20 protein-coding genes are annotated in these 19,766 nt (G+C 34.9%); 1 reads left to right on the forward strand and 19 read right to left on the reverse strand.

Annotation, left to right across the window (positions count from 1 at the left end):
* Positions 1–322: 322 nt before the first annotated feature.
* The 19 genes from RRV45_RS20365 to RRV45_RS20455 all read right to left on the reverse strand — a co-directional run bounded on the left by RRV45_RS20365 (position 323) and on the right by RRV45_RS20455 (position 18,198).
* Positions 323–1,234: a glycosyltransferase family 2 protein gene (locus tag RRV45_RS20365; RefSeq protein WP_315666475.1), complete on the reverse strand. Its 912-nt coding sequence runs from the start codon at positions 1,232–1,234 to the stop codon at positions 323–325.
* 28 nt (positions 1,235–1,262) lie between these two features.
* Complete coding sequence (gene rfbD / locus RRV45_RS20370) at positions 1,263–2,105, reverse strand: dTDP-4-dehydrorhamnose reductase (RefSeq protein ID WP_315666476.1); 843 nt, start codon at positions 2,103–2,105, stop codon at positions 1,263–1,265.
* Positions 2,102–3,115 carry a dTDP-glucose 4,6-dehydratase gene (gene rfbB / locus RRV45_RS20375; protein WP_315666477.1) on the reverse strand — a complete coding sequence of 338 codons (1,014 nt, stop codon included), beginning with the start codon at positions 3,113–3,115 and terminating at the stop codon, positions 2,102–2,104. Before rfbB ends, rfbD begins: the two co-directional genes overlap by 4 nt.
* Complete coding sequence (gene rfbC, locus RRV45_RS20380) at positions 3,112–3,675, reverse strand: dTDP-4-dehydrorhamnose 3,5-epimerase (RefSeq protein ID WP_315666478.1); 564 nt, start codon at positions 3,673–3,675, stop codon at positions 3,112–3,114. Before rfbC ends, rfbB begins: the two co-directional genes overlap by 4 nt.
* A gap of 15 nt (positions 3,676–3,690) precedes the next feature.
* Positions 3,691–4,578, reverse strand: coding sequence for a glucose-1-phosphate thymidylyltransferase RfbA (gene rfbA, locus RRV45_RS20385; protein ID WP_315666479.1), 888 nt, complete (start codon positions 4,576–4,578; stop codon positions 3,691–3,693).
* Between the two features lie 9 nt (positions 4,579–4,587).
* Positions 4,588–5,769: a DUF6418 domain-containing protein gene (locus tag RRV45_RS20390; RefSeq protein ID WP_315666480.1), complete on the reverse strand. Its 1,182-nt coding sequence runs from the start codon at positions 5,767–5,769 to the stop codon at positions 4,588–4,590.
* Positions 5,770–5,913: 144 nt separating this feature from the next.
* Positions 5,914–6,843 (reverse strand): polysialyltransferase family glycosyltransferase, encoded by a 930-nt coding sequence (locus RRV45_RS20395; RefSeq protein WP_315666481.1) that lies wholly within the window; start codon positions 6,841–6,843, stop codon positions 5,914–5,916.
* Positions 6,844–6,924: 81 nt separating this feature from the next.
* Entirely contained in the window at positions 6,925–8,232 is a 1,308-nt protein-coding gene (locus RRV45_RS20400) for a lipopolysaccharide biosynthesis protein (protein WP_315666482.1), read from the reverse strand.
* A gap of 14 nt (positions 8,233–8,246) precedes the next feature.
* Positions 8,247–9,299: a pseudaminic acid synthase gene (gene pseI / locus RRV45_RS20405; RefSeq protein ID WP_315666483.1), complete on the reverse strand. Its 1,053-nt coding sequence runs from the start codon at positions 9,297–9,299 to the stop codon at positions 8,247–8,249.
* Between the two features lie 10 nt (positions 9,300–9,309).
* Positions 9,310–9,879: a formyltransferase family protein gene (locus RRV45_RS20410; protein ID WP_315666484.1), complete on the reverse strand. Its 570-nt coding sequence runs from the start codon at positions 9,877–9,879 to the stop codon at positions 9,310–9,312.
* Between the two features lie 17 nt (positions 9,880–9,896).
* On the reverse strand, positions 9,897–10,982 hold the full coding sequence (gene pseG / locus RRV45_RS20415) for a UDP-2,4-diacetamido-2,4,6-trideoxy-beta-L-altropyranose hydrolase (RefSeq protein WP_315666485.1): 1,086 nt from the start codon (positions 10,980–10,982) through the stop codon (positions 9,897–9,899).
* A gap of 5 nt (positions 10,983–10,987) precedes the next feature.
* Positions 10,988–11,725: a glycosyltransferase family protein gene (locus RRV45_RS20420; RefSeq protein ID WP_315666486.1), complete on the reverse strand. Its 738-nt coding sequence runs from the start codon at positions 11,723–11,725 to the stop codon at positions 10,988–10,990.
* A gap of 19 nt (positions 11,726–11,744) precedes the next feature.
* Positions 11,745–12,926, reverse strand: a complete 1,182-nt coding sequence (gene pseC / locus RRV45_RS20425) for a UDP-4-amino-4,6-dideoxy-N-acetyl-beta-L-altrosamine transaminase (protein WP_315666487.1) — start codon at positions 12,924–12,926, stop codon at positions 11,745–11,747.
* A gap of 34 nt (positions 12,927–12,960) precedes the next feature.
* The gene (gene pseB, locus RRV45_RS20430; RefSeq protein WP_315666488.1) at positions 12,961–13,923 is read right to left on the reverse strand and encodes a UDP-N-acetylglucosamine 4,6-dehydratase (inverting); all 963 of its coding nucleotides are present in this window, start codon (positions 13,921–13,923) and stop codon (positions 12,961–12,963) included.
* Positions 13,924–14,034: 111 nt separating this feature from the next.
* Positions 14,035–14,688, reverse strand: coding sequence for a sugar transferase (locus RRV45_RS20435; RefSeq protein WP_315669105.1), 654 nt, complete (start codon positions 14,686–14,688; stop codon positions 14,035–14,037).
* Between the two features lie 27 nt (positions 14,689–14,715).
* A complete protein-coding gene (gene galU / locus RRV45_RS20440) occupies positions 14,716–15,609 on the reverse strand; it encodes a UTP--glucose-1-phosphate uridylyltransferase GalU (RefSeq protein WP_315666489.1) in 894 nt (297 codons plus the stop codon).
* Between the two features lie 292 nt (positions 15,610–15,901).
* Positions 15,902–16,666: a tyrosine-protein phosphatase gene (locus tag RRV45_RS20445; RefSeq protein ID WP_315666490.1), complete on the reverse strand. Its 765-nt coding sequence runs from the start codon at positions 16,664–16,666 to the stop codon at positions 15,902–15,904.
* A gap of 106 nt (positions 16,667–16,772) precedes the next feature.
* The gene (locus RRV45_RS20450) at positions 16,773–17,468 is read right to left on the reverse strand and encodes a CpsD/CapB family tyrosine-protein kinase (RefSeq protein WP_315666491.1); all 696 of its coding nucleotides are present in this window, start codon (positions 17,466–17,468) and stop codon (positions 16,773–16,775) included.
* On the reverse strand, positions 17,458–18,198 hold the full coding sequence (locus RRV45_RS20455; protein ID WP_315669106.1) for a YveK family protein: 741 nt from the start codon (positions 18,196–18,198) through the stop codon (positions 17,458–17,460). The genes RRV45_RS20450 and RRV45_RS20455 overlap by 11 nt, the downstream gene beginning before the upstream one ends.
* Positions 18,199–18,424: 226 nt before the next feature.
* Between RRV45_RS20455 and RRV45_RS20460 the strand changes: the two genes are divergently transcribed.
* Positions 18,425–19,216: an SGNH/GDSL hydrolase family protein gene (locus RRV45_RS20460; protein WP_315666492.1), complete on the forward strand. Its 792-nt coding sequence runs from the start codon at positions 18,425–18,427 to the stop codon at positions 19,214–19,216.
* Positions 19,217–19,766 lie beyond the last annotated feature (550 nt).

The following is a 19,766-nucleotide window of genomic DNA, read 5'->3' on the forward strand; positions in this document are numbered from 1 at the left end:
CCCCATTTCATGACAAGTTAAATAAACCTTGCTGAAATTAATATCTGCAAGGATTTTCTTATAAGATACTTTCCAGCTTTATATTAATGGTCATGAATCACAGGCCAAACATGTGAAACCGTATTTTCTTAATGAGTGTCTTGAATGAGAATACTCAGTCTGACAATCAGCAATAATTTACTTGCACTTGGTAATATTCTCAATAAAAAACTTTAGCTTAATTACATAACTGAACTTAGGCTAAAACCATGAAACAAAATAATTCGAGTTTTGCACAGACACTCAAATTATGAATTCCAGGACCTCGATCAGATTCAATATATCAATTGTAGTTCCAATAAGATTTATACATACTAATTTTCCTCCTCAATGCGGGGGACAATTTTTTATGATTTCTTCCCATCTTGTAGCCCACAAGTTTGGCACCATTACGCAAAATAGATAACGGTAATAAGTGAAGCTTCCTGATTTCTTTTAAATATCGCCATTCAGTCAATACGAATTTCAAGCCTTCTCCTTCTGGACTTAAAAATTCATCTAATATCCACTTCTCACGATCATGAAAAACACCAATATCAAAGTTTCTTTGAAATTCCTGCCTGACTGTATAATCATGTGAGTGGAACACTTTTGCCTCTGCCATATAAGCAATAGAATACCCAGCTAAAGCTGCTTTTGCTGCAACATACATATCTTCTCCCAAGATTATGTTGATTGGGAAACCCCCTATCTCATCTAATATGCTCTTCCGATAAGCTGCAAACGAATTCGATGTAAATACCGTTTTCAATCCATATTGTTTTTTATTTTCTAGCCTCTTTATTAAAGTTTGTTCTGGATAATTAAAGGTACGTGCAAAGCTTCCGAAAACTTGTGCATTCTTATGGGGTAATTGCCTTCCATAAGCAATTCCTACATTCTCGTCTGCAAAAGCACTTATTAATTTATCAATGCTTTTATCATCAAACAAAATAGCATCTTGGGTCAGGTAAACAATAATTTCCCCTCTTGCTTCTTTTGCTGCAAGATTTCTTGTTCCACCATGATTAAAATTCCTTCGTTCAACCTCAATAACCTGAGCACCGTAAGATATAGAAACATCCTTTGTATGGTCGTTAGAAGAAGAGTCTATAACAATAATTTCAATATCTTCTCTTTTAGGAATTAAAGGAAGCAGATTCTTAAGATCCTGCTCCGCATTTAGAGTGGGAATAATAACCGAAACAGTCTTCATTTCATTCTTCCTTACTATTAAATTACTTTTAATTACTTGTCATTAAGAATTTCTTTAACGAATCTCGCCAAAATGGCATTTCTTTAAAACCGTTCAATCTCAATCCCATATGATCTAACACTGAGTAGCTAGGACGAGGTGCGGGTCTCGGAAAGTCTTTTGTTGTACAAGGCACCACCTTTACATCAATTGCCGACTCTTCAAAAATCGCCTTTGCAAATTCAAACCACGAGCATTGTCCTGAGTTGGAAATGTGGTAAACACCGTACTTTTCTGTCTGTATTAAGTCGATAATTCTTTCGGCTAGATCCACTGTATAAGTCGGTGCCCCAATTTGATCGTCAACTACTGATAACTCTTTCTTTTCCTCACCCAATTTTAACATTGTTTTCACAAAGTTATTTCCATACTTGCCGTACACCCAAGATGTACGGACAATATAGAATTTCGAGTGGAAATTTCGGACAAATTTCTCACCGGCTAGCTTTGACTCTCCATAAACACCAAGTGGATTCGATAGTTTAAACTCATTGATTGGGTCACTTGCTGTTCCGTCAAAAACATAATCTGTACTAACATACACTAATTTTGCGTTAATTTTTTCTGCAGCTACTGATACATTTCTTGTTCCGATAGCATTAACCAAAAATGCATGATCTGGTTCTGACTCCGCTAAATCAACTTTTGTGTGGGCAGCTGCATGAATCACTACGTCAGGGGTTATATTAATAAAGACCTCATTTACCTGATTGATATTCGTAATATCCAGATCTTCTCTCCCATACCCAAATACTTCATAGCCATTACTCTCAAGCATCCATACTAAATCAGTACCCAGTTGCCCTTTTGCACCTGTTACAATGACCTTCATTTATTTTCACCATACTGTTTATTGTAGTAATCCATATATGATCCAGTTTTGATATCCTTCCACCATTCTTGATTATCCTTGTACCATTGAATCGTTTCTACAATTCCTGTATCAAATGTATATTTCGGTTTCCAACCAAGTTCATTCATAAGCTTCATTGGGTCAATGGCATAGCGGCGGTCATGGCCGAGACGATCTTCCACATACTTGATTAACTGATTTGAAGCACCAAGCTTTTCAATTATTAGGTGAACAATTTCATTATTCGTCCGCTCATTATGTCCTCCAATATTGTATACCTCGCCTGGAACCCCTTTGTGTATCACTAAGTCGATGGCTGAACAATGATCCTTTACATGAAGCCAGTCACGGATATTTTTGCCGTCTCCATAAATCGGTAGCTCTTTTCCTTCCATTGCATTTGTTATCATTAATGGAATCAATTTCTCTGGAAAATGATATGGCCCATAATTATTAGAACAGCGTGTAATATTCACGTTCATCCCGTATGTTTCATAATAAGATCTTACAAGCATGTCTCCTCCAGCTTTGCTAGCTGAATATGGGCTGTTCGGCGCGAGTGTTGTTTCCTCAGTAAAATAACCGCTTTCACCTAAAGAACCATACACTTCATCTGTAGAAATTTGTATATACTTTTGTACCCCATTTGCTTTTGCTGCGTCTAAAAGAGCCTGAGTACCAAGTACATTGCTTTTCACAAAAACATCTGGTTCAGTAATACTTCGATCAACATGAGACTCAGCTGCAAAGTTAACGAGTATATCAATCCTATGTTCCTTTAGAATATGTTCAACAAGTTTACGATTGTTAATATCACCTTTGACAAATGCATAGTTTGGATTTCCCTCTAAACTTCTTAGGTTTCCTAAATTCCCTGCATATGTAAGTAAGTCATAATTAACAACTTTATAGTCGCTATATTTTTCAAGGATAAAATGAACAAAATTACTTCCTATAAATCCAGCTCCACCTGTTACTAAAAGATTCATTTGTGACTCTCCCATACAAAGTTATTTTCGGCTTCTTCAAGCACTGGATGGATTTCATCCTTCCCTGATAAAATTGGTGTAGCTGTAGGCCAATCAATCGCCAAAGTTGGGTCATTCCAAGCAATCCCACGATCATGCTCTGGAGAATAAAGCTCATCCACTTTATATTGAACCTCTGTATTTTCGACTAACGTACAAAAACCATGAGCAAATCCTTTTGGCACTAATAATTGACGATTATTACTCGCAGATAAAATAAATCCTTGCCACTTTCCATAGGTAAGGGAACCTTTACGAATGTCAATAATTACATCGTAAATTGCTCCACTCGTCACACGCACAAGCTTTGTCTGGGATTTAGGTTCCAATTGATAGTGCAAGCCGCGAAGTGTTCCCGCTGGCTGTGATAAAGAGTGGTTATCTTGTACAAATTCAATATTAATCCCTAATTCATTAAATATCTGCTTATTATAACTCTCAATAAAAAAACCGCGGTGATCTCCGAACACTTTTGGTTCGAAAAGATACGCCCCCGGTAATTTTGTTTCTATTTTTTTCATAACCAAACCTCCCAATTAAAACTGATAAATTGGCTGCTTTCGATTAGCTAAACGAATTAAATACTCACCATATTGATTTTTCTTCAAAGGCTCAGCAAGTGCTAGTAACTGGTCTTTATCTATATACCCCTTAATAAACGCAATCTCCTCTAAACAGGCAATCTTCAAACTTTGTCGTTTCTCTATTGTTTCGATAAACTGAGATGCTTCTAATAAAGATTCATGTGTTCCTGAATCGAACCACGAAAATCCACGACCTAAAATTTCAACATGTAGATCCCCAGATTCAAAATAGGCTTTATTAACATCCGTAATCTCAAGCTCACCACGAGCAGAAGGCTTAATATTTTTGGCAATATCAATCACTCGATTATCATAGAAATAGAGACCTGTTATTGCATAATTCGATTTCGGCTCAACTGGTTTTTCTTCGATTGATCGAACAATACCATACTCATCAAAGTCAACTACACCAAATCGCTCCGGATCATTCACATAATAACCAAACACCGTAGCTCCACTTTCTCGCTCAGCAGCACTCTTGAGCATGCTAGTGAGCCCATGGCCATAATAAAGATTATCTCCTAAAATCAATGCAACATGATCATTCCCAATGAATTCTTCACCAATCAAAAAGGCTTGGGCTAAACCATCTGGAGAGGGCTGTACAGCGTAAGATAATGAAATACCAATATGCGATCCTTCTCCCAGTAGCTGCTCAAAACGCGGAGTGTCTTCAGGAGTTGAGATAATTAAAATATCCTTGATTCCTGCTAGCATTAAAACGGAAAGTGGGTAAAAAATCATTGGTTTATCATATATAGGTAGTAATTGTTTTGATATTGCTTTTGTTAGTGGGTACAGTCTTGTTCCACTGCCTCCCGCCAATATAATGCCTTTCATTTTTTATTTTCACCCCAAATCTCTTATTCCCCTAAATTTCACATATCTTTTTTTGGCAGATATTAAATACAGAAGAAGAACAATATATAATATAAGAAGAGTTTTTATTTCAAAGAAAACTTTAAAATTACCTATTGAAATAAAATTGTAGAAAGTTATATAAAGATAAGCAGACAAAAAATAAAAATAGACTCCATTTTTTATACTGTACAACACAATATAAATAACCACATAAAATAGAAAAGATAGAAAAATTAATATGATCAAGCTATTTAAATATCCAAAATTCATTATCAAGCCTGGATATAAACCAAACGTAAAATTCACACCTCGTTCGATAGCAGTTTCGACATCGTTATTTCCAATAGCTAACATAATACCTTCCATCATATTAAAATTAAATTTACTTGAAACAAAGTATTCATTGTTAGCCATTAATTGATTATCTATACCCCACCACGTATGCCCCTGCAATCCTAAAGCTCTATATAGAATAAAGGCAAGAGGGCCACCAAACTGTTCAACTAATGCATAGTTTGAATAGTGATAAACAACTAATGAAAATGCCAATAATATGGTGCCTAATAATATTAATATATTTTTTTTTGTGATTACCTTTTTATTGTTTATAATAAAATAAACAAATGTTGGTATACAAAAATAATATACACCAAATATTATACCCCCGAATTTTTGTCCTATTAATATTAGATATATTAAATACAAAATCAATAGGAAAATTTGGGAGTTAGCAAATGTCCTTTTATTACTCATTTTTGATATTAAGAAAATATATCCACTTATTATTGGAACCATAACAACTGTAGAACCAAAAGGAGCAAGGAAATTCCAAAAAACAGTAGTTTGTAGATAATCAAATCTAGATATATAACCTGAGCTAAAGATAGGGATATTTCCGGTAATAATTATATTAATATAGCTTAATGAAATTAATAATAAGCTTATAAAAAATGCACTTTTGATATATATATTATTAATTAATCTATTCGGATTTATTTCATTTAAACTTATAGTCATTTTTATATTAATTAATTTTCCCCTAAAAAAGTGATCAATTTTTCTCAAAAACACTGCATGGAGAATTAATAGAACATTTAATCTAAATGCCGCTCCAGTAAAATAAGAATATTCCCCTTGTTCAATAATATAAATTCCTTTTTCAATATACAAAACTGATAATGATCCCAATATATTAAAAAACACAAACAAACTAAAAAAAACAAAAAAGAAGTTATCTATTTTCCGCAATATAAAAACATATACCACTAATAAAATCACATTGACTAAACAATAAATTATAAACATTTGAATTCATCACTCATAAAAAAGTACTCCCTTTTGTTGAAAGTGCCCAATAAGTTCTTCCCTTCCGATTTCCTTAAGTATTTTTTCACCAGTAATTGAAACTGTTATTAATTTTTCATCAATGTCTTTTAGATTCATCAAAGGACTCGAGATAAAAGAAATTACCTCCTCAACTGGATATTCTTGTATTACCGATTCTATTGGGGAAGGATCGTCAATTACTTCTAGTTCTATGTCGGTTAGTTTTTTTATTTTATTAATAAAAATATTATTTTCATTATTTACACTTGGATGAGACTTATAAAATATCTTTTTGAATTTTCTTTCAACTAAATATTTTACTGCTTTATCATAAAAACATTCTATTTTATCATTGAGATTTAACTTAGACAAATCTTGATCCAAAAATAAGCAATCATCTGCCGAAGCATTTTGATATATATCCATTTTTTGTAAATATAATGGTATTTGTTCTTTGTATTTAATATATTCTTTTCCTGTTAAACCCCCAAAATATATTTTGTAATTTAGACCTAATAATATTGATATTATTTTTTTTATAATCATATAAATTATATCTTTGTAATTTATTTTTTTTTCTGAGTAATTTAAAATACCATCTGCAAGCAAAAAGGTGTTTTTAGGATTTCTAAAAAAAACAGTATAATTTGCTGCTTGATGAAAAGGGTGAGGAATATATAAATTAAAATCTCTATTACTTAAAATCTCATTAAGTTTTATTTTAAACCTCACTAAAGATTTTATATTTCTAATAATATTCGAAGTATCATAATAATAAACCTCTGCATTATCTATTTGTAGTATTGATTTGTTAAGTTTTTTTGAAAAAATAAATACATAATTGTTATCATGGTTTTTTTTAATAATTAAAGGTATTTGATATAATTGTATTGGTGCTACTCCAATAAAAATATTCATAATTTCCTCACTATCTTCTTTCCATCTTTACTCTTTTTAATTTTTTAAATAATAAACTTATGCGAACGTTAATTTGTTCCATTAATTATTTTTAGAGTTTATAACGGCAGATATCTTGCTATTTATTACCTCATCAACATTCACTTTTTTTATAAAGACTATATTCATTAATAGAAAATATAGAGAAAAAGAAAAAGCTGTTGCAAGAGCGATCACATTAATAGAAAAATCAATTCTTAGCAAGAATAAACTTAATACTGCATTGGATAAAATTGATACTACCTGTATCGAAAGGTATACTCTTTGATTGTCTGTAGAATTAAAATAATTAGCCGCAAATCCTACTAGAGTAAGCGGATAAATACCTAACATTAATATTTGTGCAGATTGAATACCTTTTACATATTCAGGCATAAAGAATTCAATAAAATACGGAATACATAAATAACCCACAAAAACAATAAGAGCCATAACCAAAGCTAGAATTTTATTTATTTTCCAGTAATAATCTTTTATCTCTTTATATTGCTTCTGACTAACTAACCCAACAATCTTAGGGTATAAAACTTGTCCGATAACTTGGGGTAGCAACATCATTGAACTAAAAATTAGCATGCCTATCCCGTAGTTCCCAACATCTTCTGGAGTCATCATAATAGCTATGATAATCCGATCACTGGCAATCATTATACTCCAAACAAGACCTACCAATAAAATAGGAAAACCCGTTTTCACAAGATCTTTATACTTTTCAAAATCAAAAATTAATTTTACTTTTTGAAATGACTTACGTCCAACATACACTTCTATAATAAGTGCTAGTAGCATTCCGATAAATAATCCTTCATATCCAATACATAAAACCAAAATAAGTGTTAATATAGATTGCGAAACATTTTTTATGAACATAAGTTTTGAAGCAACCCTAAAGTTTTGTTCTGATTTATAAAACATTTCCACATAACCAGATAAGAAAAGGAAAATTGAAATAAGTGCAGTAAGTAAAATACCTGTTTGATATTCCTGATCAATATCGAAGAAAAATAAAGATATACTTGCCAATATAAACAGCACAACTGAGAACAATGGAAGTGTAAATAAAAAGGAGAAAGTCAGATTTCTTATTTCCTGTACTCTTTCTCCATTCTGACGGGCCAAATAAAAAGGCACTTCACGGTTCATCGCATTAAGGGTTCCTAACTGAAAAAGAGGAATAAATGTAAAAGCTAAAGAAATAGCTAAATAATATCCATACTGCTTCGGTCCTAGAATATTTCTTGTAGCCACTCCTACCAAAAATGTAAAGATCGCTGAAAGTAATGTAGCCGAACCAAGTGATAGGATATTTTCTATCGTTTTATTTTGTTTAATTTTTTTAAAAAATGGCATATAAATTACTCCACTTAATAGAGCTCTTCTAATGATAGAGGTATACCTGCCATTAAATTCTTATTAGCTGTAGTATTCAATAATTGCTCATAATACTTTGGCTCAAGCCCATAACCAGGACGAATAACTTTTATATTTTCTTTGGTAAATCTTTCTCCAGCTTTAATATCTTTCGCAACATAAATAGATCTTCTAAATTTTAAAGAAGCTTTTTCTTTTTCTGTCGGTCCATATGTCACTTTCCCCAGCGCCTGCCATGCACGCTTAGTCTCAACAACAAGTGCTTTCATTTCTTCAGGCTCCATCGAGAAAGCAGAATCCACACCTCCATCTGCACGAGACAGAGTAAAATGCTTTTCTATGACTGTTGCACCTAAAGCGACACTCGCTACAGCTACACCGGTACCCATAGTATGATCAGAGAGTCCTACCTGTACATTAAACATTTCTCTCATATGAGGAATAGTAGAAATATTCGTGTTTTCTGGAGTTGCTGGGTATGTGCTTGTACATTTTAATAAAATCAAGTTCTTACAACCAGCTTCTTGTACTGCTCGAACGAGTTCATCCAATTCTGCAACTGTTGCCATTCCAGTGGATACAATCATTGGCTTTCCAGTTGCTGCTACTTTCTTTATCAAAGGAATGTCCGTGTTTTCAAATGAAGCAATTTTATAAAGAGGGACATCTAATTCTTCTAAAAAATCCACAGCCGTTTCATCGAAAGGAGTACTGAATGGAATCATTCCAAGTTCACGTGCTCGGTCAAATATCGGTTTGTGCCATTCCCATGGAGTATAAGCTTGCTGATATAACTTATATAAAGAATTACCCTTCCACAAGCTGTCTTCATCACTTATTACAAAATCAGGGTTTTCAATATTTAAGGTCATCGTATCAGCTGTATACGTTTGTATTTTAAGAGCATGAGCTCCCGATTTTGCAGCAGCATCTACAATCTCAAGGGCACGTTCTAATGATTGATTATGATTCCCTGACATCTCAGCTATAATAAAGGGGCGATGAGATGCACCAATGTTTATCTTTCCTATTGCTATATCTTTCATTTCATCTTCCTCATTTCGCTGCCCTTATTATTCTGTTAATTGGTGTGTCCCAACCGCCATGTAATAAGTGCATAAATTTATCCTTTTCTTTTGAATTGTGATAACTTCCTTTTCCTATTTGAGTGAATCTGATACTTTTCCCCATCCGAATATCAGGCCATACTTTTTTGAAAAGTGACTCAATCTCATTTGTTAGTTTTTGATATGACGAAGACAATGTTTCATCTTCTAAAAAATCCACTCTTTGCTGAGCAATAATATCTCCTGTATCTAACCCTACATCAATGTAATGAATGGTGACTCCCTTTGGTGTATCTTCTAAAAAACTCCACAAATTAGGATCTGCTCCCCTATTCCATGGTAGAAATGAAATGTGAAGATTTATAATTTTACCTTCATAAAGATTGACAACACTTTTTGGTATAATATAACGATAACCGTAGCTAATAATGTAATCAACGTTTTCTTTAATTAACTCGTGTTCTTCAATTTTTTCTTCTTTATGAATCACTACATCGTTAAATGTATTAAGAAATTCGATTATATTTTCTCTATATGGTCCTAATAATAAGACTTTCATTTTTAGCCACTTCCTTACTAGTTCCCATAAATAAAATTCCTAATGTTTTTCATTGTTTCATGTCTTTTTACCTTATGAGGATTCAATACAAATAAACAATTAGATGACACTTCAACTACTTTTTCCGATGTAGCAAGTAGTTTTAAAACCTCTTCTTGAATATTATTTTTGGTAACTTGATCGCTTTCCCCTAGCCAAATAGTTGCTCCTCTTTTTGCAACATCATGCGCAATATCACGTTGATTTTCTGCTACTGTAACTGTAATAGAAGGTAGCTTTAAATAACATCTTTCCCATGTAGTCGAACCACCAGCCCCAATAGCAAGGTCTGCATCCACCATTAGTTCAGCCATATTACTTATCTGACAATGAAATATTACATTTGACATTTTATCGCATATTTTCTTAATTACTTCTTTCTGTGGATTTGCCGATCCCACTATAACGTTGAATTCAATATCAGGTCGCTTTAAATCCTGAATGGCATGAAGGGTTTTCATCGTTTCTCTAGTTGGATCAGTTCCTCCAAAAAAAACAAGAATATTATTTATATCTCCATCACGCTTTATTTTCTGAGGATCAATAGAAAGAAATTCATCACGAAGCAAGACATGATTCGGACCCAATAATTGAATACAGGAATCCGGCACTAGTCCTTTATAGCGATTTTGCATTTCAAGATAATAATTTTGGTCAAGGAGTATATCACAATCATGATAGCGATCAGCAAGGTCATCGATAACCATGATATGTTTAACGTCTGAACGAAGCTCTCTTTCCCATTTTGCATCAAGACCATAATGATCAACAATGAGTAAGTCGGTTTTCACACTTAACTTTTTTAATATCTGCTTTGTTTCTTCAACATCGTGCTTCCAGTTTTCTCGTGTCCATTTCCAATTGCTCTGATCTTCATGTGAGACCAGAGTATAAACACGAAACCCCAGATTCTGTATGAATAAAATACTGTTACCTGGAAAGTTTCTACAAACAAATGTAATATTTGCTCCTTCTCTTTCAAGCTGTTTTGCCAATGTTACACAACGCATAACATGGCCTGTTCCAATTTCAAGAGAAGCATCTGTTCTAATAACTACATTCATTTTATTCACACCAACAGCTTCTTTTGTTCGATATGGGCATTAATCTCATTCCACTCTGGATAATCATTTAATAGTTTAATTACATCCTCTAAATGAAACGTCTTATTAGGATTATATAGTTCACCTAGAATTAGCCTGATCAATTCAAAATCTTCCTCCGTATCAACTGTCCATCGATAGTTTCCATAGTCTTTCTCATTTTTTAAACCTTGGAGTTTAAAAAGATGGGGATTGGTATAGAAATATGCTGTTACATGTTCCTTGTCCCTTGTTAGAACAGCTTCGTGATAAGCTTTGTTTAATGCTTCAAATGAGAATACTTCTGTATCAAGACCACGAGGATACGTTCTTTCTAGTGTGTTTGATACATAGTCGAACGATGATTGGTTATTCACGTATTTGTTTACTACCTTATCAATCACCTTAGGATCAATAATTGGACAATCGGATGTTAGCCGTACGATAACATCAACATCAAATTTTTGAGCAGCTTCATAATAGCGTGATAGCACATCTTCCTCCGAACCTCTATAATAATTGATGCCCATTTTTTCACACAAATCCACAATCGGTTGTTCACTTTCCTTTGTCGTCGTTGCAATGATAATTTGGTCAATTGCTTTTGCTTGTTTTACTCGTTCAATTTGATATTTAAGCAAGGGTTTTCCTTTTACGGTTTTTAATATTTTTCCTGGGAGTCGTGTCGATCCCATACGGGCCTGTATAATAGCTGCTACTTTCAATGACTCACCTTCTTTTGTTTTATTTTGCATAGGTCTCAATAGTACGCTGAACAGCAGTGATGACATCTGATATATCCTGTTCAGTCATGGCTGGAAATAGTGGCAGTGATATAATTTCTTCATAGAGCTTTTCCGCGTTTGGCAGTGTTCCTTTTTCGTAACCCAGTTCATGATAGTACGGAAGCAAGTGGACTGGAATGTAATGGACGTTTACGCCGATGTTTTGTTTCTGTAGTGCTTCAAAAACCTCTTTTCTACCTACGGTTAATTTATCAAGATGCAGGCGGATAATGTATAAGTGCCAACTTGAATCTACCTCTGGATTTTGAAAAGGTGAAGTAATTTGGTATATATTTTGAAATGCTTCATTGTATTTAGCTACAATCTCTTTTCGTTTTTCAATAAACATATCAAGCTTGTCCAATTGGCTTGAACCAAGCACTGCCTGAATATCCGTCATCCGATAGTTATAGCCGAGAAACTGCATTTCATAATACCAAGGACCATGATTTTCAAGTAGCTTATCAGCATCTCGCGTAATTCCATGAGAACGGAATTGAAGAAGCTTTTCATAATACTCCTTACTATTTGTTACGATCATTCCACCTTCACCGGACGTTATATGTTTAACTGGATGAAAACTAAGCATTGTCATATCGCTCAATGAACCGACTTTTTTACCCTTATATTTAGCACCAATCGCATGAGCGGCATCTTCAATAACGATTAAGTTGTACTTTTTAGCTAGTTCATATATTCGATCTAAATCAACAGGCTGACCTGTAAAATCCACTGGAATAATCGCTTTGGTCTTAGGAGTAATTTTCTTTTCAATTTCTTTTACATCAATATTATAGGTTTTTTCATCAATATCAGCGAATACAACTGTACCACCTTGATAAAGTACACAGTTAGCACTCGCAGCAAAAGTCATTGGTGTAGTAATCACTTCATCCCCTTCACTGATGCCCGCTGCGTAACAAGCACCGTGAAGAGCTGCAGTACCATTCGAGAATGCCACTGCATATTCTGCTCCAACAAATTGAGCAATTCTTTGTTCAAATGCTGAAATAGCTGGCCCGGTTGTTAAGTACTCTCCCCTTAACACATTGACTACTGCTTCAATATCCTTTTCATCAATCCACTGTTTTCCATAAGGTAAGTACCTATCCCTAATAGGTTCAAATATACTATTCTTCATTTTCTCCTCCAATTGAAAGAAATGCAGCTTGTAGCTACATCCCCTCCACTAGCGCCTTCAATTCTTCAACTGTCAACCATTCACTATTTGAATCGCTTGTATATTTAAATCCGTCTGATAATGGTTTCCCACCATTTGTTGACCACCACGGGAATTCTGGCTGAATAACATAATAGGTATCATATTCCACCGTCCGGCGTGCATCATCTTCAGTAATCATTGCTTCATGAAGTTTCTCACCAGGTCGAATCCCTACAATTTCAATCTCACATTCTGGTGCTATCGCTTGAGCTAAATCTGTTACTGTCATACTTGGAATTTTAGGCACAAAAATTTCTCCGCCATGCATGCGTTGGAGGTTATCCAAAACAAATTGAACTCCTTGATCTAATGTAATCCAGAACCGTGTCATACGCTCATCAGTAATTGGTAATTTACCCGTTTCTTTAATCTTTTTAAAGAAGGGAACAACACTTCCACGGCTGCCGACTACATTTCCGTAACGAACTACTGCAAATCTAGTTTTCTTTTCACCGACATAAGAGTTTGCTGCTACGAATAATTTATCAGAAGCTAGTTTTGTTGCTCCATATAGATTAACTGGACTTGCTGCTTTGTCAGTACTTAAAGCAATGACTTTTTCTACCCCACGATCAATTGCAGCTTCTATTATGTTTTGTGCACCATGAATATTTGTTTTTACAGCTTCAAACGGATTGTATTCACAAGCACCAACATGCTTTAATGCTGCTGCATGGATTACAACATCTACCCCGTCAAACGCGCGGTATAAGCGATCCTTATCACGAACATCACCGATGAAGAATCGAATACGAGGATCTGTAAACTCTTGTGCCATTTCATATTGTTTTAATTCATCTCGGCTAAACACTATAACTTTTTTAATATCTTGCTTTAATACTCTCTTTATAAACTTCTTACCGAAAGAACCAGTTCCCCCAGTTACTAGAATAGTTTTACCATTTAAATTAAACATTATATGTTCCTCTTTCTTTTGTAGGTTTTAAAATGTGTACATATGAAAATTTAATTTCAAAAAACTTTTTAGTTTAACATTCGATTTTATTCCCAATAACAAAATATTAAACTAATATGCCCCTCTTCTTAATAATACGTGAATAATTGTTTTGAACAAGATTGTTATATCTAATAGTAATGATTGTTTATATACATAGAACAACTCAATGTCGACTCTCTCAGGGTATCCTATATCACTTCTTCCACACACTTGCCAGTATCCAGTCAATCCTGGCTTTACTGCTAAAAAATCACGCTTCCTGAAACCATATTCTTTCAATTCTTCTTTAACAATCGGCCTTGGCCCTACTAAGCTCATTTCACCTTTTAGAATATTGACAAATTGCGGTAATTCATCTAAGCTTGTTTTTCTTATAAATTGGCCAAATTTCGTAATTCTTGGGTCTTCATGCTGCTCTAGCTTATAATTATTTTTAAGATATTTATGATATAATACCTTATCTCGCTTTAGCTTTTCCTCTGCATTTACAACCATTGATCTAAATTTATAAATATAAAACTCTTTCCCATCTTGACCCAATCTTATTTGTTTAAAAAACATCGGACCTTTATTTTGCCCTATTGAATAAATGAATAAGAAAATAAGTGAGGTTGGTATTAATATACAAAGTCCGATTAGTGCCCCAAGTATATCGATGGACCTCTTGGCTACTTTACTTATAAAGCTTAATTGTTTTACTTCCGATCTCTCTTTTAAATACAAATCCGCTTCATACTGAGCCTTGCCCACTTATCGCACCTCTATTTTCGATTCATTTTTTTCTATTTTATGTTTCATAAATTCAATAACACCTTCTCTTATATCTGGGTATTTAAGTGCAAATTCAATAGTAGTTTGAATAAATCCTAGTTTTTCCCCCACATCATACCTCTGCCCCTCAAAATCATAAGCAAACACCCGTTGAATCTCATTCAACTTCTGTATCGCATCCGTTAGCTGAATTTCCCCACCAGCTCCAGTCTCCTGTTTATCCAAAAACATAAATATCTCCGGTGTAAGTATGTATCTCCCCATAATGGCCAAATTAGAAGGTGCCATGCCTGCCTTTGGTTTCTCTACAAAATTACTTACCTGATATCTTCTTCCGTTCTGACTTTCCGGATCAATAATTCCATAACGATGTGTTTCTTCTTCAGGAACTTGTTGAACCCCTATAACAGAAGAATGAGTTTCTTCGTACTGATTAATCAACTGTCTCAGACAAGGAGTGTCACTCTGAACAATGTCATCTCCCAATAACACTGCAAATGGCTCATTCCCAATAAAGTTCCTTGCACACCAAACAGCATGTCCAAGTCCTTTTGGTTCCTTCTGCCTAATATAATGAATATCCGCCAGATTCGTAGAGTATCGAACCTTGTCTAGTAAATCAAACTTTTCCTTTTCTAATAAATTCTGCTCTAATTCAAGTGCATTATCAAAATGATCCTCAATTGCACGCTTTCCCTTACCGGTAACAATAATAATATCCTCGATCCCAGAAGCAATCGCTTCTTCTACTATGTATTGAATAGTCGGCTTATCCACAATTGGCAGCACTTCTTTTGGCATCTCCTTCGTAGCCGGTAAGAATCTCGTTCCCAATCCAGCAGCTGGGATGATCGCTTTACGAACCTTTTTCAACTCTCTTACTCCTTCCGTTTAGGACTAATCAGAATAAAAAAATAAATACCTAAAGATAAAACACAGAAACCATGTTCTATCCTTAAATATTTATAAAATTAGATTTCTCGCTCAGATAATTAATTTTTCGGGCATCCAACCCACCCTCACGCCACACCATTGACAACATTCGCGTCTAAGGCAAAGACTCTGCTCTACCCACAGCATAGCCGAGTGCCCCCATCGATACCGGCAAGGAGACATTGCCTGAAAATATTATTTTAAAAAAACTTCTGCTTATAAAAAAAGAGAACTAAAAAACCCCTAAAAACTTTCTCTTCTTAACTCTTTCAGGTAAATCCGTATAGACTGACAGCCCTTTGACCAATAACTCTGAATTCTCAATTAATTGATAGGCCATATCAACCCCATATCTCTTTTCAATGACATCAAATGCCTCTTTCATCTTAAATGACCGTCTTGATAAGTTATGAGCATCTGATGAAACAAAATGGGTTAAGTTTGCGTCTATTAATTGAAGAGAAAACTTTTTAATATTTTTCCCAAAGTACCCAGCTATACTGGATGCTGTCACCTGCGTAAGTGCGCCTTTTTTCACAAGCTGGTAAAGCTTCTCTGGACGTTCCACAAATTCCTGGTTCCGTTCAGGATGAACAATAATAGGAGATATCCCCTTCATTTGAATATCAAATAGGAGCTGTTCTGTATACCGAGGAACATGACTAGAAGGAAGCTCCACAAATAAATATTGGCTTCCATTAAGGGTCATTATTTCATCTTTTTCAAAGTCCTCTAGTAGATCTCCATATATTCTTGTCTCTTGACCTGGCAGAATCTCTACAGGTATGGCTTCTTGTTTCAAGATTTCATTAAGTTCTTCTACTTTATCAATAATAGTTTGTTTCGTATTTTCATAGACTCCGTTTTTATGATGTGGGGTTGCGATGATTGTTCTGATGCCTTCATTCAAAGCGAGCTTTGCCATCGCAATGCTTTCTTCTAGATTAACAGCTCCATCATCCATACTCGGCAAAATATGACAATGTATATCAATCAACACAGCAACCTCCTAATATCTACTAATTTTCTGTGACTTTATACATAGTATCATAATTTTCGCTTTTTATATATAGCGAGAAAGGTCGATTGCTGTCGAATGGGGGTTATTTCGCACTATAATAATAGTAGTATTGGGAGTCCTTTACTTTTCTATTATTTAGCACAGCACCCATCAGCTTTGCTTTTGCAGCTAGCAGCATTTCCTTCGCCTTACTTGCCTCTTCCATCCCCGTTTTTCCACTGGAAACGACGAGAATAGTTCCATCGCATTTATTAGCTAAGATTTGGGCATCTGTCACGGCTAAAACCGGGGGAGTATCAAATAAAATGATATCGAATTCTTCCTTCGCCTTTTTCAATAAATCATCCATTGCCCTGGATCCTAACAATTCTGCCGGATTCGGAGGAATGGGCCCGCTTGGCAAGATGTAGAGATTATCATCAACTAATTTAGCCGCTTCCGCTAGATCCATTTGCTTCGTTATCACATTCGTCAGCCCAAATGTGTTCGTAATGTTAAAGGTATGATGAACAGTTGGTTTTCTCAGATCTGCATCAACGAGTAGGACCTTTTTTCCCTGTTGTCCAAAGACAACCGCCAAGTTGGCTATTGTAGTGGACTTTCCTTCACTCGGGCCAGCTGATGTCACTAATAACGATTGAAATTCCTCATCCACTGTTGAGAATTGAATATTCGTTCTAATTGTCCGGTACTGCTCCGCGATTGGAGATTTAGGATTTAATTTTGCAATAAGCTTTCGTTTATGTTCAAATGATTTCTTCTTATTTCTAAGACCCAACTGTTTCCCCTCGCAATCTGCTCTTTCTATCCGCTCTCGCACTTTGATCACCCTGTTCCTCGATGACGGTAATCACACCTAGTACGGGAAGCCCAAGAACCTTCTCAATATCGTTTTCTGTTTTAATCGTGTTATCCAAATATTCTAACAGGAACGCCAAACCGACACCCGCCATTAACCCAACCACTAACGCAATAGCAATGTTTAATAATGGCTGCGGCTTAATAGGTGATTGACTCTCTGAAACAGTCGCTTTCGCTAAGATACTCACATTATCAACATTCATAATTTTTACAATCTCATTTTGAAAAATTTCTGCCGTTTTATTCGCAATATCAGCTGCGATTCCAGGACTAGGATCCTGAACAGATACGTTAACAACCTGTGAATTCTGCGCGCTCTGAACAGTGATCTTTTCACTCAATTGCACCCCCGTCATATCCAAGTCCAGATCCTTCACTACTAGGTCTAGAATTGCCGGGCTTTTGATGATGACATTATATGTATTGATCAACTGGAGATTCGTCTGAACCTCACTATAGTTATACATAGCCTGCTCATTCTTTGATTGATTCACTAGCAGCTGTGTCGATGATTGATAGATTGGCGTTAAGATGAAATAACTAATAATGCCGCTTGCCATAACGGCTATGATGGTAATGATTAATATTAAACTCAATCTCTTTTTTAATGTCAGAAATAATTCTCTTAAACTTATAGTCTCTTCCATCATTTCCTCCTAGAAACCCTTTATTAAAACTCGGTAGTATTATACCATATATGTATTGCCAGAATTTGTTTTTGTTGTCATAATTGCAGTGAATTTATCATTTCTTGTCATTTCTTCTACATATAATTAAACATCATTTTCTCTCTTTTTAATAGTACCATTTGCTGTTTCCCAGCAATTGTCGATAACTGGATAAAATTGAAATTCTCTGGGGGTTTTTAGAAAAATGAAAGCATTCTTTGTAGCTCTATTAGCCATTTGCTGTGCCACTTTATTAGTAATAGGTAATATACATTGGGATAAGAAAACAACGGTAGCTGGACAAACAGAGGCTATTAAAATTGATAATAAAGAGTATGAGGAAGTTGAAAGTGCTGCTGCAAGCATCAATCCAAAGGAACTGTTAGTATTTGCAAATAACTGGCCAGAAAAGAGCAAAGAGCAATTTCGTAAGGCATTAGAAGAAGAGAGACCTTTTCATATTCTAATAGTTGGATCTGAATCCATGGGCGTTGAAAAAAATGGTTGGCATAACTTGGTTCGTGCTGCTGTTAAAGAGACATACGGAGAAACAGTTACTATAGAGACACTTGAATACGAAATGAACTCACATCAATTTGTGCAAGAGAATAAACAGAAGGACCTTATTGAACAAAAGGCTGATATGATCATTATTGAACCTTTTACTTATAAAGATAATGGAAAAGTTCGTATCGAGGATTCACTAGCCAACCTGACAAGGATCAGAAATGATGTAAAAAATGAAAATCAGAATGTTGAATTTGTTATTCAACCTCCACATCCCCTATTTAATGCAAGATATTACCCAATACAGGTAGAGGAATTGAAGGAATATAGCGAGAAGCGTGGTATCACCTATCTTGATCATTGGACAGCGTGGCCGGATTGGCATACTGAAGAAATAAAGGATTATTTATTGGAGGATAGCAGCGGGCCGAGTGAGAAGGGGCATGAGGCTTGGGCAGAGTATTTGGAGAAGTTCTTGGTTAGTAAGTAGTGGGAAGCACTTTGGGGTGCTTCTTTTTTTGCGAAAAACTAGCATCGAACCGTTTTACATACTTGGTGAGCTTTCCTTGCCGCCTCATTGTCATATCGTGTCTTAGGCATTCAAACCGCTTTATTATGATATAAAAATGTACCTTAATCTAAGAAGGTGAAGCGTTGTCAGCCAATACGCATGTTTGACAGCCAATTCCTGTCGGGAGGTGCTGCACAAACCAACATCTCAACTACTCCTCTTTTTCTCTCTATTAATGATGAATAACCTAGTGGCAACACCCGGAGTTTCACTCCTGATTTTCACATAAAAGATATATAAAACGATTGATATTTTGCTGCACTCTGGTAAACGTAAAATAAAAAAAAGTGAAGGAAAATCATTCAATTTTTCTCCACTTCTTTTTTTCTTAGTATAGTTGGCAAAATTCGAACAAAAAAGGGGCACCAGAAAGTCAGTTTTCTCCTAACTCTTTGGACTGCCCCCTGTCTACAAATATTTTACGATTTGACGCCAAGGAATTCTCTTATTTCATAATAAATAGCCGATA

This window comes from Bacillus sp. DTU_2020_1000418_1_SI_GHA_SEK_038 (genome assembly GCF_032341175.1).
Lineage (GTDB): Bacteria > Bacillota > Bacilli > Bacillales > Cytobacillaceae > Cytobacillus.

What these genes read in the sequence shown, in the direction of transcription:
- RRV45_RS20365 (WP_315666475.1), bottom strand. Translation starts at nt 1,234, where the DNA reads ATGAAGACTGTTTCGGTTATTATTCCCACTCTAAATGCGGAGCAGGAT.
- rfbD (WP_315666476.1), bottom strand. Translation starts at nt 2,105, where the DNA reads ATGAAGGTCATTGTAACAGGTGCAAAAGGGCAACTGGGTACTGATTTA.
- rfbB (WP_315666477.1), bottom strand. Translation starts at nt 3,115, where the DNA reads ATGAATCTTTTAGTAACAGGTGGAGCTGGATTTATAGGAAGTAATTTT.
- rfbC (WP_315666478.1), bottom strand. Translation starts at nt 3,675, where the DNA reads ATGAAAAAAATAGAAACAAAATTACCGGGGGCGTATCTTTTCGAACCA.
- rfbA (WP_315666479.1), bottom strand. Translation starts at nt 4,578, where the DNA reads ATGAAAGGCATTATATTGGCGGGAGGCAGTGGAACAAGACTGTACCCA.
- RRV45_RS20395 (WP_315666481.1), bottom strand. Translation starts at nt 6,843, where the DNA reads ATGAATATTTTTATTGGAGTAGCACCAATACAATTATATCAAATACCT.
- RRV45_RS20400 (WP_315666482.1), bottom strand. Translation starts at nt 8,232, where the DNA reads ATGCCATTTTTTAAAAAAATTAAACAAAATAAAACGATAGAAAATATC.
- pseI (WP_315666483.1), bottom strand. Translation starts at nt 9,299, where the DNA reads ATGAAAGATATAGCAATAGGAAAGATAAACATTGGTGCATCTCATCGC.
- RRV45_RS20410 (WP_315666484.1), bottom strand. Translation starts at nt 9,879, where the DNA reads ATGAAAGTCTTATTATTAGGACCATATAGAGAAAATATAATCGAATTT.
- pseG (WP_315666485.1), bottom strand. Translation starts at nt 10,982, where the DNA reads ATGAATGTAGTTATTAGAACAGATGCTTCTCTTGAAATTGGAACAGGC.
- pseC (WP_315666487.1), bottom strand. Translation starts at nt 12,926, where the DNA reads ATGAAGAATAGTATATTTGAACCTATTAGGGATAGGTACTTACCTTAT.
- pseB (WP_315666488.1), bottom strand. Translation starts at nt 13,923, where the DNA reads ATGTTTAATTTAAATGGTAAAACTATTCTAGTAACTGGGGGAACTGGT.
- RRV45_RS20455 (WP_315669106.1), bottom strand. Translation starts at nt 18,198, where the DNA reads ATGGAAGAGACTATAAGTTTAAGAGAATTATTTCTGACATTAAAAAAG.
- RRV45_RS20460 (WP_315666492.1), top strand. Translation starts at nt 18,425, where the DNA reads ATGAAAGCATTCTTTGTAGCTCTATTAGCCATTTGCTGTGCCACTTTA.